The sequence below is a fragment of the Providencia sp. PROV255 genome (assembly GCF_028478065.1).
Taxonomy (GTDB): domain Bacteria; phylum Pseudomonadota; class Gammaproteobacteria; order Enterobacterales; family Enterobacteriaceae; genus Providencia; species Providencia rettgeri.
This window is the reverse complement of sequence record NZ_JAMPMI010000022.1, coordinates 1-14,160: the sequence shown is the minus strand read 5'-3', so window position 1 is coordinate 14,160 and position 14,160 is coordinate 1. Positions and strand designations below refer to the sequence as shown.

At 42.0% G+C, this 14,160-nt stretch carries 13 protein-coding genes and 1 pseudogene; 5 read left to right on the top strand and 9 right to left on the bottom strand.

The features are described 5' to 3' along the window. Nucleotides 1-87: 87 nt before the first annotated feature. Genes modD through PR725_RS18455 form a run of 5 tightly spaced genes read right to left on the bottom strand, consistent with a single transcriptional unit; the run spans nt 88 to nt 4,574 of the window. Nucleotides 88-933, bottom strand: a complete 846-nt coding sequence (gene modD, locus PR725_RS18475) for a ModD protein (protein WP_109913067.1) — start codon at nt 931-933, stop codon at nt 88-90. After that, nucleotides 930-1,748 (bottom strand): class I SAM-dependent methyltransferase, encoded by an 819-nt coding sequence (locus tag PR725_RS18470; protein ID WP_115166476.1) that lies wholly within the window; start codon nt 1,746-1,748, stop codon nt 930-932. Before PR725_RS18470 ends, modD begins: the two co-directional genes overlap by 4 nt. An 11-nt stretch (nt 1,749-1,759) precedes the next feature. Next, nucleotides 1,760-2,527, bottom strand: coding sequence for an ABC transporter ATP-binding protein (locus PR725_RS18465; protein ID WP_164528321.1), 768 nt, complete (start codon nt 2,525-2,527; stop codon nt 1,760-1,762). Then, nucleotides 2,524-3,540: a FecCD family ABC transporter permease gene (locus tag PR725_RS18460; RefSeq protein WP_109913064.1), complete on the bottom strand. Its 1,017-nt coding sequence runs from the start codon at nt 3,538-3,540 to the stop codon at nt 2,524-2,526. The genes PR725_RS18465 and PR725_RS18460 overlap by 4 nt, the downstream gene beginning before the upstream one ends. Next, nucleotides 3,537-4,574, bottom strand: coding sequence for an ABC transporter substrate-binding protein (locus PR725_RS18455; RefSeq protein WP_196719078.1), 1,038 nt, complete (start codon nt 4,572-4,574; stop codon nt 3,537-3,539). The genes PR725_RS18460 and PR725_RS18455 overlap by 4 nt, the downstream gene beginning before the upstream one ends. A gap of 200 nt (nt 4,575-4,774) precedes the next feature. On the opposite strand from PR725_RS18455, the gene gntR reads away from it, so the two are divergent. The 3 genes from gntR to gntU all read left to right on the top strand — a co-directional run bounded on the left by gntR (nt 4,775) and on the right by gntU (nt 8,095). Then, nucleotides 4,775-5,770, top strand: coding sequence for a gluconate operon transcriptional repressor GntR (gene gntR / locus PR725_RS18450; RefSeq protein ID WP_109913062.1), 996 nt, complete (start codon nt 4,775-4,777; stop codon nt 5,768-5,770). 430 nt (nt 5,771-6,200) lie between these two features. Next, nucleotides 6,201-6,740 (top strand): gluconokinase, encoded by a 540-nt coding sequence (gntK, locus tag PR725_RS18445; RefSeq protein WP_004915186.1) that lies wholly within the window; start codon nt 6,201-6,203, stop codon nt 6,738-6,740. Next, on the top strand, nt 6,740-8,095 hold the full coding sequence (gene gntU / locus PR725_RS18440; RefSeq protein WP_004915184.1) for a gluconate transporter: 1,356 nt from the start codon (nt 6,740-6,742) through the stop codon (nt 8,093-8,095). The genes gntK and gntU overlap by 1 nt, the downstream gene beginning before the upstream one ends. A gap of 94 nt (nt 8,096-8,189) precedes the next feature. Here gntU and PR725_RS18435 read toward each other — a convergent pair whose 3' ends face one another. Then, the gene (locus PR725_RS18435; RefSeq protein WP_231137024.1) at nt 8,190-8,768 is read right to left on the bottom strand and encodes an ATP-binding cassette domain-containing protein; all 579 of its coding nucleotides are present in this window, start codon (nt 8,766-8,768) and stop codon (nt 8,190-8,192) included. Here PR725_RS18435 and PR725_RS21895 point away from each other — a divergent pair. Both PR725_RS21895 and PR725_RS18425 read left to right on the top strand, forming a co-directional pair. Further along, nucleotides 8,720-8,902, top strand: a pseudogene (locus PR725_RS21895) (Ig-like domain-containing protein); the annotation flags it as partial. The gene PR725_RS18435 and the pseudogene PR725_RS21895 overlap by 49 nt on opposite strands. Before the next feature lie 275 nt (nt 8,903-9,177). Further along, complete coding sequence (locus tag PR725_RS18425) at nt 9,178-9,624, top strand: Ig-like domain-containing protein (RefSeq protein WP_196719080.1); 447 nt, start codon at nt 9,178-9,180, stop codon at nt 9,622-9,624. 584 nt (nt 9,625-10,208) lie between these two features. Here PR725_RS18425 and PR725_RS18420 read toward each other — a convergent pair. The 3 genes from PR725_RS18420 to PR725_RS18410 are packed head-to-tail and all read right to left on the bottom strand — an operon-like array spanning nt 10,209 to nt 13,981. Next, entirely contained in the window at nt 10,209-11,435 is a 1,227-nt protein-coding gene (locus PR725_RS18420) for an SGNH/GDSL hydrolase family protein (protein ID WP_115166486.1), read from the bottom strand. Next, nucleotides 11,407-12,576 carry an SGNH/GDSL hydrolase family protein gene (locus tag PR725_RS18415; protein ID WP_272569953.1) on the bottom strand — a complete coding sequence of 390 codons (1,170 nt, stop codon included), beginning with the start codon at nt 12,574-12,576 and terminating at the stop codon, nt 11,407-11,409. The genes PR725_RS18420 and PR725_RS18415 overlap by 29 nt, the downstream gene beginning before the upstream one ends. Beyond that, nucleotides 12,563-13,981 (bottom strand): MBOAT family O-acyltransferase, encoded by a 1,419-nt coding sequence (locus PR725_RS18410; protein WP_109912626.1) that lies wholly within the window; start codon nt 13,979-13,981, stop codon nt 12,563-12,565. The genes PR725_RS18415 and PR725_RS18410 overlap by 14 nt, the downstream gene beginning before the upstream one ends. Between the last annotated feature and the right edge of the window lie 179 nt (nt 13,982-14,160).

Below are 14,160 nucleotides of genomic sequence, written 5' to 3'. Positions count from 1 at the left end.
AACGATATGCGTCATTAACCATAGGTGGATGCAGCCTACGGGGTAGGCTGTTTTTACGAACGGTTTTTCTGACGCTAACTTCTTAGCTTACTGCTTAAAGATCTTCACTTTTATATCTCGGGGTGCTGCGTAGTAAGGCGCGGATGTAACTAAGAGTGATACACCAGTTTGCGCGAATGCTTCTATTGTTTTTAAATTAATTCCACCTGCAATCGATAGCTGGCAAGGCCGGTTTTGCTGCTTGGTGAGTTCTTGTAGTTGCTGAATTTGTTCAATAGGCAGTTTATCGAGTTGTACAATATCGGCTTGCGCATTGATTGCAAGAATGGCCTGTTCGTAATCATCGGCCTCGACAATAATCATTTTTTCTGGGGCTGCTTGGCGCAGTGTTTTTATATGGCTTGCCCAATCATCTGGATTTTCAAGGCATTGACGATGGTTGGTGAACAGTAAAATGCTTTCTGCGCTACCCGCTCGATGAATAATAGCGCCCCCTGCCAAAATCGCAGTTAAGGCAAGAGGCTTGGTATAAGGAATAGTTTTTCGAGTACACGCAAGCTGCCCATCCGGTTGATATTGGCGCAAAATACTGACCATTTGCTGGGTGTAGTGGCTGACACCACTACACCATTCAAGCACGTTTTGCACTGCTTTCCAGCCTTGATGCAAGGCTTCAATCGGCCCAGTGGCAGAAATTAAAACACTTTGCGGCTCAACAAGTTGGCCATCTTGAAAGTGGCAATCACAAGTGATCCCCAGTTTCTCTAGCATGCGTTTGGCGATAATCAGCCCACTGATACAACCTCCGAATTTGGATGTAAAGGTTATTACACCCATTTGAGAGTGCAAGCCGAGTGCCCGTGTGGTGAGGTCACCGTATTGAATGTCATCTAGCAGTAGTTGGTCGATTAATGTATCGGGTAGGTAAATCATAATGTCAGTTCCGATTCATCAACCACATCCCAAGATACCATCGCCCAATCTCTGGATGGATAAGGAATTGTTTTACCTAAAGCCGTTTGTTCATCATAGTACTTACGTAAGATAGCGGTTTCTTCTGGTGTGATATTTTTAAGAGACCAATTGACGCTGTCAGCGAAAGTGTCAAAGCTATCAAACCCACCTTTCTTAGGACTTTTGATAAAATCAACGCGCGCATTAATGCCCATTTGATGCAAAATATTCACGGCGTAAATGTAGGTTGGCAAACGAATAACTTCGCGGCCTATCTTGCGAATAATGTGTTCATCAATAAATGTTGGGTTGATGGTATGAGTGGTGTAAACCCGTAATTTTGTTTGGCGATTGAGCTTGAGTAAAGCGGCTTTTAAATCATCAACGAGTGTTGAACGCGATGCCACTGAAATATCCACTTTTGGCAATGAACTCCAATCATCTTCCCATGCGAGTACTTCAAAGCGTGCATGGTGAATAGCGAGTTCTTTTGCGCGCAGTTCAGCCATCTCAAGCATGCCACGACTATAATCAATACCAATAACATCTTTGAATTCATTCGCAAGACACAGACTGATGGAGCCAGGGCCGCAGCCCACATCAAGCAGTGTTTCAGCACCTGTTAAATCCATTAATTTGCGAAACTGGACTAAATATGGGTCATTGGGGTTAGCGCAAGTTTGCGCCATTTGTTGTGCTTTTTTATCCCAATGTTCCGGTTCTTTACGGCTTCGTTGAGCTTGTTGCATATGTTGCTGGTACATTTTTGCAAAATCGATTTGATTGATTAACATGGCTTCTGACCTTAACTAGAAAACGCTGATGGAAACTGAAAGTGAGATTGAATGCTATGTTTATCCACATTATAGAGGGCTGCTAAGTTAGTAAGTGTTAACATACATTTAGATAATCCTTGCCTTGCTTTGTGGTGCTTATCGAGCAAAATAACATTATCAGCGATAGCAGCGGCATGCTGTGGATGGTGAGTTGACATCAAAATTGTCATACCGCGAGATTTTAATTTTTCTATTTGCTCAAGTAGGCGAATTTGATTACCAAAATCAAGGCTAGCGGCAGGTTCATCCATAATTAGAAGTAATGGTTTTTGTATTAAAGCCCTTGCTATCAATACTAATTGCTTTTCTCCTCCACTAAGCGTGCTGTATAGGCGTGATGCTAAATGTGAGATATTCAGATGCTTGAGTTGTTGATAGGCTAAATTTTTTTCTGTTTCTTTAGGAACCGAAAATAATGAAATATGCGGTGTTAAGCCCATCATAACCATATCAAGTACCGTGAAGGTAAAGGGGGTATCATGAGCTTGGGGAACATAGGCGACAGTTTTGGCGATTTCGCGTGGTTTAAGGTTCTTAATCTCTTGCCCATTGAGCCATACCTTACCTTTAATTGCCGGTAATAGTCCCAGTAAAGTTTTCATTAACGTGGTTTTACCGCAGCCGTTGGCGCCTAATAAGCAGCTAATCTCACCTTTAGGTAACGAAAGATTAATACCATCAATGATTGATATGTCATGATAACCAATAGCGACCTCTTGCAAAGACAAAATACTCATTTCACCCGCCTTGTCTGTAACAAAATAGCCAAAAAGAAGGGGGCGCCAATTGCGGAGGTTAAAATGCCTATGGGTAATTCAATTGCCGCAATAGTCCGTGCTAAGGTATCTGTAATGAGTAATAAAATAGCACCAATTGCCAGTGATGCAGGGAGCTGATAGCGAAAGTTAGCGCCCACTATCATTCGAGTGATATGTGGCACAATCAAGCCTATCCAGCCAATAATTCCCGCAATAGAAACCGCACTTGCCGTGAGTAAAGTGGCACAAACAATGAAGATAGCACGAGTTAAACTGACATTGATCCCAAGGCTTTTGGCTTCTTCATCCGATAAACTGAGTAAATTCATTCGCCAGCGTAATAATAATAACGGAATAATACCGATAACCATCATCGGTAACACGGAGACTAGGTCAGCTTGGGTAATCGATGACAATCCACCTAACAACCAAAATGTGATGGAAGGCAGTTGAGTGTAGGGATCGGCAAGAATTTTCATTAAGGAGATGGCAGAACCACATAGTGCACTGATGGCAACACCGACCAGCACCAAGGATAAAACAGGATCATGCTGCCGCGCTAATCGAGCAATAAAACAGACTAAGGAGACGGTGATTAGCCCACCAATAAATGCGCTCAGTTGAATGTAAAATAAGGATTGGCCAAAGAAAATACCGATAACAGCACCCACGCCAGCACCGGCGGAAACGCCTAAAATATCAGGGGAAACTAATGGGTTACGGAACATACCTTGGTAAGCCGCTCCTGCAATAGCTAGACCTCCACCAATGACAATAGCGGCTAACGTGCGAGGAAATCGTATTTGCCAGAAAATAGTTTCATGGCGCGGGTTGCTCAACTCGCTATGAGAAGATAACTGGCTGACAAATAGATGATAAAGCTCATTGAATGTAAGTGAGTACTTACCACTTATTAAGGCGATAATAAAACTTATTAATAAAATGATGATTAATAAAAAGGATCTTCTCCCTTGTCTCAGTACATCATTCATGATTTTTCCATGAGCAACTCAACTTGCTGTGCCGTTAATGATGAATGGTAGAAATGAGTAAAAAACTCAGCGATATCATGCTTAATATTCGCAGCAATATTTTTATCAAAATGGCTTTGTAGGCGTCTCATTCCCAATAGGCGGTTAACCCCTGGAGGCCCATCTAACCAACCAAATGGCATGCCACTAAATAGTAATAATTGGTTGTTGGCAATGGCATCAAGGCCTCTCCATAATGCGGAATTTGTCATTAATTCAATGGATTCGTCATATTGAGTTATAATGATGTCAGGGTTCCATTGATATAATTGCTCCATAGAAACCGTAGTCAGACCATGGAAATTAGGAATATCAACCACATTACGTAACCCGAGTATTTCAATCGCTTCAGTATGAATTGAGCCTTTAGCGCCAGTTTCTAAACCTTTTGCTCCTCTTGCAAGGTAAAAACTCAGCGATTTTTGTTGGTTTTGATTGGCAAATAAAGTGGCATCATTAATATAGCGTTGAGCGAGTTGGCTCAATGTTTGAGCCTGCGGGATAACGCCTAATATTTCACCTAGTTGTGTAAGTTGTTGAGGTGAATCTTTTAACCCGCCGGCGATTAATAAATAAGGTACATGAGTTTGTTTGGCGACCTTTTCCGCTTGTGAGCGATAAGTTTCGTCAATGTTTCCGGTATCAATGATCAAATCTGGACTATAAGACAGCAGTTGCTCAAGAGAAAGGGTGCTCCCACGGCCTGCTAAGCGGCCATAAACAGGCAGCTCAAGCCATTGTGGTGCAAAAAGGCCGGTTTGCCCTTTTTTCAGCGAAATAGAGGCGAAACCCACCATCTTTTCAGGAGCTAATGCGAACATCAGTAAGTCGGAAGGAGGACCTGAACTGATGACTCGGTGAATATTTTCTGGTGCTGGGAGTTTTCCAAATATGGCCGCTTCGACGGCTAGGCGAGTTTGTGCAACACTCGGCAAGCTGTAAAAAATAGCCAGTGCTGCACTGGATTTAAGGAACTGCCTACGATTGATTGCCATAATCTAATTTTATTGCTTCGTTATGATAATAATTATATAACGCGAAAATTAGCGGAGTCATGATAGAGAGTCAACTATAAAAGTTGCCGTGCTCAGAAAATTCGATGTTTATGTGATGTAAATCAGTAACAAAGATTGCTATCCATTAATAGATAGCAGAACATAGTTATCGTTAACGAATTGGATATCGCTTTGAACTTATGAAGAAAAAAAGACCTTCTCTGCAGGATGTTGCCGACCAAGTTGGCGTCACAAAAATGACGGTGAGCCGTTTTTTACGAAACCCAGAGCAGGTTTCAGAAGCTTTGCGCGATAAAATTGCTCAGGCGGTGGAGGCTTCCGGGTATATTCCAAATAAGGCGCCCGATATTTTATCGAATTCAACCAGCCATGCCATTGGGGTATTGCTCCCATCTTTAACTAACCAAGTTTTTGCCGAAGTCATCCGTGGAATTGAAGCAGTGACGGACCGTCATGGTTACCAAACCATGCTCGCTCACTATGGTTATTTAGCAGAAAAAGAAGAAGAGCGGCTGACCTCGCTACTTTCTTATAATATTGATGGTGTGATTTTAGCCGAACGAACACATACTGAACGCACGTTACGTATGCTGAAAACTGCGGGGATCCCCGTTGTTGAGATTATGGATAGCGTTTCACCTTGCCTAGATATCGCAGTGGGTATCGATAACTTTGAAGCTTCCCGCCAAATGACCCAAGCGATGATTGAGCGTGGCTGCCGTAAAGTTGTGTATTTAGGGGCAAGGCATGATGAGCGTACTTTTATTCGTTTAAAGGGTTATGAGCAGGCCATGCTCGATGCAAATCTTGAGCCTCGTAATGTGATGACACAAGCGAGCTCGTCATATTCGCTAGGTGCCCAACTACTGCACGATTGCCGCGCTAAATACCCAGATACCGACGGTTTATTTTGTACCAATGATGACTTGGCGATAGGGGCGATTTTTGAGTGTCAACGTCTAGGGATTCAAATCCCACAAGACCTTGCTATTTCAGGTTTTCATGGCCATGACGTAGGGCAAGTGATGACGCCAAAACTGGCAAGTATTTTGACGCCAAGGGACCAAATGGGGCGCAAGGCGGCGGAAGTTTTGTTGGCGAGAATGTCTGGTAAGAAGCTTGTCGAGACGCATTTTGATGTGGGGTTTAGTCTCCTCACTGGCGAAAGTATCTAATTTTATCCGTCATACTTCGCGCCGTAGCGTCGTTGCCCGCACTTGCTAACTCTAGTCACATACTTGTGTATGCTCCCAGAGGTTAGCTCGATTGGCGTCTAGCTACAACACGAATTATTTAGGATAAAGAGCAAGCTATAATGCGAGTTATTAATTCAAATTATTTCGGGTAGCTTTATCCGTCATACTTCGCGCCGTAGTGTGAATTATTTACGATAGCTTTATTTGTTGAACTTCAAATTATTAAAAACTCATATCTTGGCACCCTCTATATTATTGCGATAACTATCACAGTTCTGTTTTTTTCTTGGCCAATTTTATTGCTAAATAAATCCTCACTGATGATAATGTTACCCGTAACTTGTTACCGGTAACAAATGCCGGTTTTTAACTAAAGCCAGGACAATAGTGAATATCTGAGGAGTTTCCTATGAATGATACCCAAAAACAAAACTATACATTTGTACTAATGGGGGTATCGGGTAGTGGTAAGTCTGCTGTTGCCACAGGTGTCGCACAGCAACTGCAAGCTGCCTTCCTTGATGGTGACTTTCTTCACCCTAAATCAAATATTTTAAAAATGGCATCGGGTCATGCATTAAATGATGATGACCGTAAACCTTGGTTAGTTGCATTGAACAATGCCATTTTTGCAATGCAAAGAACAAATAGGGTATCTCTGGTGGTGAGCTCCGCATTGAAAAAAAGCTATCGAGATATCTTAAGAGAGGGGAACCACAACCTCTATTTTATTTACCTAAAAGGTGATGCGGTTGTTATTGAAGAAAGATTGAAAGCACGTAAAGGGCATTTCTTTAAACCTGAAATGCTGAAATCGCAATTTGATGCCTTGCAAGAACCTGGCGCGGATGAACCTGATGTGCAGGTTGTTGATATTCGCCCATCCTTAGAAAACGTGATTGAAAATACGTGTTCTACTATTCGTAAGATTGTCGCTGGAGATAACTAATGAATACCCCAGAAACATTAAGCACGTTAACGCTCGTGCTGACGGCGGTTGGCTCGGTCGTTTTACTGCTCTTTTTAGTGATGTATGCTCGTTTACACGCATTTGTCGCACTCATGATCGTTTCTATTGGTGCGGGTTTGTTTTCAGGTATGCCAGTACAACAGATCACTGAAACCATGCAAAAAGGAATGGCGGGAACCTTAGGATTCCTTGCTATCGTAGTCGCTCTCGGAGCAATGTTCGGTAAAATTCTGCATGAAACAGGTGCTTTAGATCAGATTGCGAATAAGCTACTGAATCTGTTTGGTGAAAAAAATGCGCATTATGCAGTGGGTGTCGCAGGGTTGATTTGTGCTCTACCACTCTTCTTTGATGTAGCGATTGTTTTGTTAATCGGTGTGGTGTTTGCGGTAGCGAACCGCACTGGCCATAACGTTGTTCGCCTTGCTATCCCATTATTTGCAGGGGTTGCCGCTGCGGCTGCGTTCTTATTACCGGGGCCAACACCAATGTTGGTTGCATCACAAATGGGTGCAGACTATGGCTGGATGATTTTAATTGGGCTATGTGCTGCTATCCCTGGCATGATTTTAGCGGGACCTTTATTTGGTAAATTTATCAGTAACTTTGTTCATATTGATATTCCAGCGGATTATCAAGCGCCAAATACAGAACATGGCAGAATGCCAAGCTTTGGATTTAGCTTGTGTTTAGTGCTTTTCCCATTGGTATTAGTGGGTTTAAAAACCATCGGAACACATTTAGTTGAAAAAGGAACCACGCTTGAGCATTGGTTAGAGTTTATCGGTCACCCTTTCACCGCATTACTGTTAGCGTGTTTACTGGCGATTTATGGCCTAGGTTTCCGTTATGGTATGGATAAAGAAAAAGTCATGGCGATTTGTTCTGCAGCGATTCAACCCGCTGGGATCATTTTACTGGTAACGGGTGCTGGTGGCGTATTTAAACAAATTTTAGTGGATTCAGGTGTCGGCCCTGCGTTAGGTGACTCTTTAATTGGTGCTGGCTTACCGATTGCGGTTGCTTGTTTTGTATTAGCTGGTGCAGTACGAGTTATTCAAGGTTCTGCCACTGTTGCATGTTTAACTGCAGTAGGCTTGGTACTCCCTGTTATCAGTGAGTTAGGTTACTCAGGAGCACAGCTGGCGGCTTTAGCAATTTGTATCTCTGGCGGTTCATTGATCTTAAGCCATGTGAATGACTCCGGTTTCTGGCTATATGGCAAGTTTACGGGTGCGACAGAAGCACAAACGTTAAAAACATGGACGGTAATGGAAACTATTCTTGGCACGACAGGGGCAATTGTTGGTATGGTGTTCTTTATGTTCTTGTAATACGGTTCATAAAAACACACCAAAGTTAAATTCATTGAATTAAACGTCATCAAAGCGCCCACAATCAAGTGGGCGTTTTTCTTTATTAGCTTAATTAGCTTAAATTAATTTTAGGAATAACAATTTCATTGTGATGCTGTGGGGAGCTAATGCGTTTAGCGTGACCCGGTGATAATTCAATATGTGTAGTAAAAAATGAGGCTAACCCTAAGTCATGAGTAGACAAGAAAATAATTGATTTATCTAATTCAAACTCTTGTTTCATTAATTGTAAGAATGGGAGTGCATCAGAGGTCGCCATAAATGATGTTGATTCGTCTAACAAGATCATGTCAGGTTGTTTCATCAGTATAAGAGCAAGCTGTAATTTTTGCTTTTCCCCTGTAGATGCAGCGATATCGGTGACGAGAGTATCATCTAATGTTTCTTTGCTAATCAGTAAGCTCGGGCAGCAGAGTTTAGTAAGACGAACAATTATGTCGTTATCGAATACACCATAGAAATTAAAATTATCGCGAATACTGCCATGAACGAATGTTGAAACACCATTATGGTAGGCAATCTTTTCTGTTAAAAAGCACTGGGAAATTTCATCGATACTAATACCATTGATTGTAATATTCCCTGAGGCGTATTCTGGATGACAAGCTGACCAAGCACAACCCCCCGACATTCGCCGGTCAAACCGAGGCCAACAGCACCGTGACCCTCCAGATTGCGGAACAAGAATTGGTGACAACGGCGAATGCACAAGGCCGTTGGCGCGTCACGGTTGAAAAACCGCTGGCCGATAAACAACATAGTTACACAGTGACGGCGGTGGATGTGGCCGGCAACACAAAAACTGTCGCGGAGACAGTGACCATCAAAACGACGTTGCCGGATGCGACGGCGCAATTAAAAGATATTCAAGGATTTGTCACCAACCAAAATAAGCCGACGTTCATGGGTACAACAGACCCATACTCAACAGTTAATGCGGTTGTAGGCCAAAAAAATACGAAGCTAAATCAGGTGAAAATGGTGAATGGTCTATTCAGCTTAACGAGTTGGCAGATAACGTCTATACATACCGAGTCATAGTGACAGATTTGGCTGGCAATAAAAATGAATTTAGCGATATATTACAAATTGATACGCAATTACCCTCGACAGCGGCGACGTTCACCGAGGGCAGTGATAGCGGGGTTCCAGGCGATAATATTACCCACCATAAATCGCCAGCCTTGACCGGCAAAACCAAACCGCACGCGGCAGTGACGATCTCGATTGAAAACGAAAACGGAAGCTATGAGACCACCGCGAATGCTAACGGGGAGTGGACACAAGCGCTGCCCACGGAATTTACCGAGGGTGAACACACTTATACCGTCAGCGTGACCGATAAAGCCGGTAATCAGGCGACATCCAAGGGCACTTTCACCGTTGATACCGAGGTAGAGAGCCTGTCAGTGGGCTTAGAGGAAATCAGCGACAGCGGTATTCGCATGTCAATTTCACCCGAGCTAACTTTAAAGAGTAGGGAGTGAGTTAGATAAAAGCTATTTTTTATTTTATTTGATAGGGTTTCAATATAGGTATGAAACGATTTTACACAGAAATTAGTCGACATTTTTGAACCTAAATAAATATTACCTACGATTACTACCGTAAAATTATTCTGGTTGTGTCAAAGAATTGTTCACGGTTTCCATTTTTTAACAACAAACCCTGAGCTTGCATAAGATGAAAAGCGGTTTGTCATTACCTCCTTGCTTTATAAACCTCAGCGTATGCGATGTGGTTTACTAGAAGGGACGCAGGGATACTAATTTTATGCGGTGTATATTGATTTAATTAATGGTCACGATTTTTTATGTTTTTTAGAAGGAAAAATAAATTCGAAATTAGTCAGTAGTATTCCGAGAGTGACGTTTTTAATTTGTTGTTTTTATTTGAAATAATTATTTTAGCTTTAAAATTGGAATTGGATTTTTAGAGTGACAAAAAGATAAGTAAGAAAAAAGCTAAAGTGAAATAGCCACTATTAGGCGATAAATATTAAAAATAGTAGTCAATAAAAAGGCAGGGTACGTTGAAAATACCTCTGCCTTATCGTGCATTGAGTCAGTAATTAATTCAATATTTGGCTTAACTGACTATATAAACCTTGAGCACTCTTTTTGTACCCTTCAACAGAAAGGTGAACATTATCTGGGCGGGCTAAATCTTGCGCTGCCCATGTGCGAATTGAACAAGGGCCACCCATAAAGGCTTGCCAGTCCCAAAATAACGTATTTTCCTGAGCAGCAACCGTCTTTTGAATTTGAATCACACTCGTTAAATTTACTGGCATTTGTGCTTGGCAACTCGCTGCATTATTAAATTTAAGTGAATCATTCGGGCCGATAAGTAAAATAACGCTGTTGGGCATTTGTTGGCGAATTAAGCGGATTTTGGCACGTAAATTTTGCTCATAAGCGGCTAAATCTAACGTATCATTAAACGCTTCATTGGTTCCATAAGCTAGAATCACCATATCAGGCGACATTTGCGCTAAAGTTTCGCTCCACTGTGGCTGCCATTTATCAGCCATACTCAATGTTGCACCATTGAGCCCAAGCGCTGAAAGCATCACCCCTGGTTTTTGCGAACGCACTAACCACCCACCGATTTTTAACCCATTACCTTTATTAACAGTAACCTGAGCAGGAAGTTGGGTATTTACAGGGGATGAAAAGACCCACTGGTTCCCCGTGGCGGGTAATGCAACGCTGGGGGAAACAGCTGGAGCGACACGCATTTGTGAATCTCCTGCGCTTTGATAGAGAGTTTGTAGCTGGTAAGCCCCTAGCGCCGGCTGTAAAGGCTTAAGCACCACTTTGCTGTTGGCAGCTTGTGGTTCGGCAATTAGCCCACCAAGTGGGTAATCAAAGCGCTCATCTTTACGACTTGAAGCCAGAGACCATTCTTTCTTTTCACTCATACGGTTAATGGTTGCGGTACGTTGTCCCGGTACTGAAATAGGTGGAATGAAGCCTGGGCCCGCATCCCCATAGCGTTGCTGGAACAAGGTTCTCAAATTGCCACTGAAAAAGTCAGCCGCGGTGTGTGAATCACCAATTTGGACGATATGCACTTGTTGGCTGCCTTGGCGTAGCTTTTTCGCCAGCAGTGGCAAATTAGGCTCTGCGTTATTGATCAACTGCCCTTGTGCAACCGCGGACTGGCCTTTAGGTAGGCTAGTCGTACGTGTTTTGTCTGATGTGTTCTGGCAAGACAATAAGCCCAGCGATAAAAGCGCAATCACGCTACCCGCCAATATTTTGGACTTAGCTTGACACAGTTTGTTCAGTTTCATGAGGTTCCTTTTCTTCCTCTTCTTCGAAATGAATGAGTGAGAATACTTTTTCAGCAATCAATTGTTGGCCTTTTCCGCTGAAATGGATCCCGTCACCACTTCGCAATTTAATTGTACTGCTTGCATCACCGATATAGTCAGAATAGGTATCGCCTTTATATTTAAAGACATCATTGACAGAAAAGTAAATTTCGCCGTTATCCTCAACTTCAGATTGGTAGAGGCTACTCAAGAATTTCATACCATCGGAGAGCGTATTTTTACGCATATTAGGGGGGCCAACCCAAATAACATCAACATTGTGCTGGCGAGCGGTCGATATTATATCACTAATCCGTTCACGGTACACTTTTTCCCAATCTTCACTTTTAAATTTGACGTATTTATAACCCGTTTGTGGTGGCATATCCCAAGGGTCATTAGGTCCTAAAAAAACGACGAGAACCTTAATGTTCGGGTTATCATTCAATGCCTTGGCAATGGTTTGTGGCCAATTGAAAAAGCGTGGATATGCTAATCCTGTACTTTGTTTGCTTAGATTAATGCTATCAATATTATATTTTTTCAAGAGCATGTTTTTAACATGTGGAGCAACACCTTGCATCATGGAGTCCCCCGCAAACAGGACTTGTTGGCCTTTTTCAATATTGGCTACATGTTTTGGCACGATTGGCTGATCTTTTTTGATAGTAAAACCACCAAAGTTAATTTTGGGGTTTTTCTCCCTAGCTTGTGGTCGTTTCAGGCGTTCAGGGAAGGTAATCGATAAGCTTTCAGCTGGATAAATATAGCCATTCACAAAATGAAGGCCAACTTGAAACTCGGTGGGAAAACTGAGTGTTTTGTCTTTATTGGCCAATGCGATTTCTGCCGCTTGCTTGTCTTCTTGCGCTTTTTGCCCTGATGCGTAGTAAGTAAATAGGCTTCCCGCTTCAAGTGCACCATCATGTAAATAAGCTCCATAATCCCAGATAGGATTCCCCGCTATTTTTGCCCATGGGGTATCTTGGTGATATTTCTGCTGCCAAAATCGTTCTAGTGAGCTTTGATTCAACCAAATTAATAATAGGCCGGCAACGAGGACAATAAATAAAATCTGACCAACCTTGATGAGGGTATTTTTAAACTCAGAAGTTAGCATAAATAAACCCCGGCATACCTGAAGGAGAAAGCATAAACATAATGGTTAGAATAATCGCGAGCGGAATAGGATAATAATACCAAGGAATAGTTTGGTATTTTTTCGCTACATAATGGTAGGCTTGTACAAAATAAGGGTAGGTAATCAGTAGTAGCCAAAATGCGACTAATAGCCCCAAGCTTGCATTAATAGAAGCGATAAAACCAGGTGCAGTGATTTGATTTACTATTAGCAGTGCATCATCAAATGAGGCACTACGGAAGAAAATCCACGCAAAGCAGACAAAATGGAAAGTAATAATGCGCGACACCCAAACTGATAATGTTTTATTAGGGATCACTTGGGTCCATCCTAATTTTTCCATGCATAAATTCTTAAGATTGAGCAATACAATCCCTAATCCATGAATGGCTCCCCATACCACAAATGTCATTGCAGCACCGTGCCATAACCCTGAAATGACCATAGCAAGGAATACATTAGTATTCATACGACTAAAACCTTTGCGGTTACCGCCAAGGGGAATATAAATGTAGTCGCGAATAAAGGTTGATAAGCTGATATGCCAGCGAGCCCAAAACTCTTTTAAATTTGCAGCTAAATAAGGCGCATTAAAGTTAACAGGAACTCTAAACCCTAATAATAACGCGATGCCTGTCACCAGATTGGTATAACCAGAGAAGTTAAAGTAAATATTCCAAGCATACGCATAGGTTGCTATTAGAATCTCTCCCGCACTGTAACCCACAGGGGCATCAAAGACAGGGTTTACAAAATTTTCAGATAAGTAAGAGCTAAATAAAAACAATTTCACCAGTGCTAATGAGATAAGCAATATGGCTTTTCGAGGATCTAAAACCTCACGGCTTTCAGCTTGTATTTGAGGAAGAAAGTTCTTCGCACGATTGATTGGCCCCGCAACGATGCTGGGAAAAAATGCAAGGTATAGTGTCACGTCAAAGAAATCGGCTTTGGGAATTTCTTTGCGACAAACCGATACCGTATAGCTTACCGAGTGGAATACATAAAAGGAGAGGCCAAGAGGTGCGAGTATTTCCAATATAGGAAGACCAACACTAAAACCAAATTTGTCGAGTGTTTGTTGGATAGTCTCTTGAAAGAATGAGTAATATTTAAAGGTGGTAAAGAAACCAATAATGACGGCGGTAAGAATACCGTATATCCATCGACTAGAGAGCCAATTAGTTGCGACATTGGTAAGCAAATAAATGATCAGTGTGTAGCTAAATAAAATATAAGCAAAGTCAGGGCTAAATGAATAAACAAAAAAATAGCTAGCAGTGATTAATAAGCCATTCTGTAGTTTTGCACTGGGCTGACAACCCCAATAAATAAGAAAAAAAATTAAGAAAGAGCCAAGAAACTCAAAAGAGAAGAAATTCATATTAGACTCAAAGATGTTAATTATTTTGTTAGAAGGTGAGGGTATATGATATTTGATCTCTTTTTCTATGCAATCAGAATATTGCTCGTCATATTTCGAGCGGTGACTTTGTTGGCTACGTTCAGCTACCCTAGTCACATACTTATGTATGCTCCTAGGGATAGCCTCTCTTGCCGCCT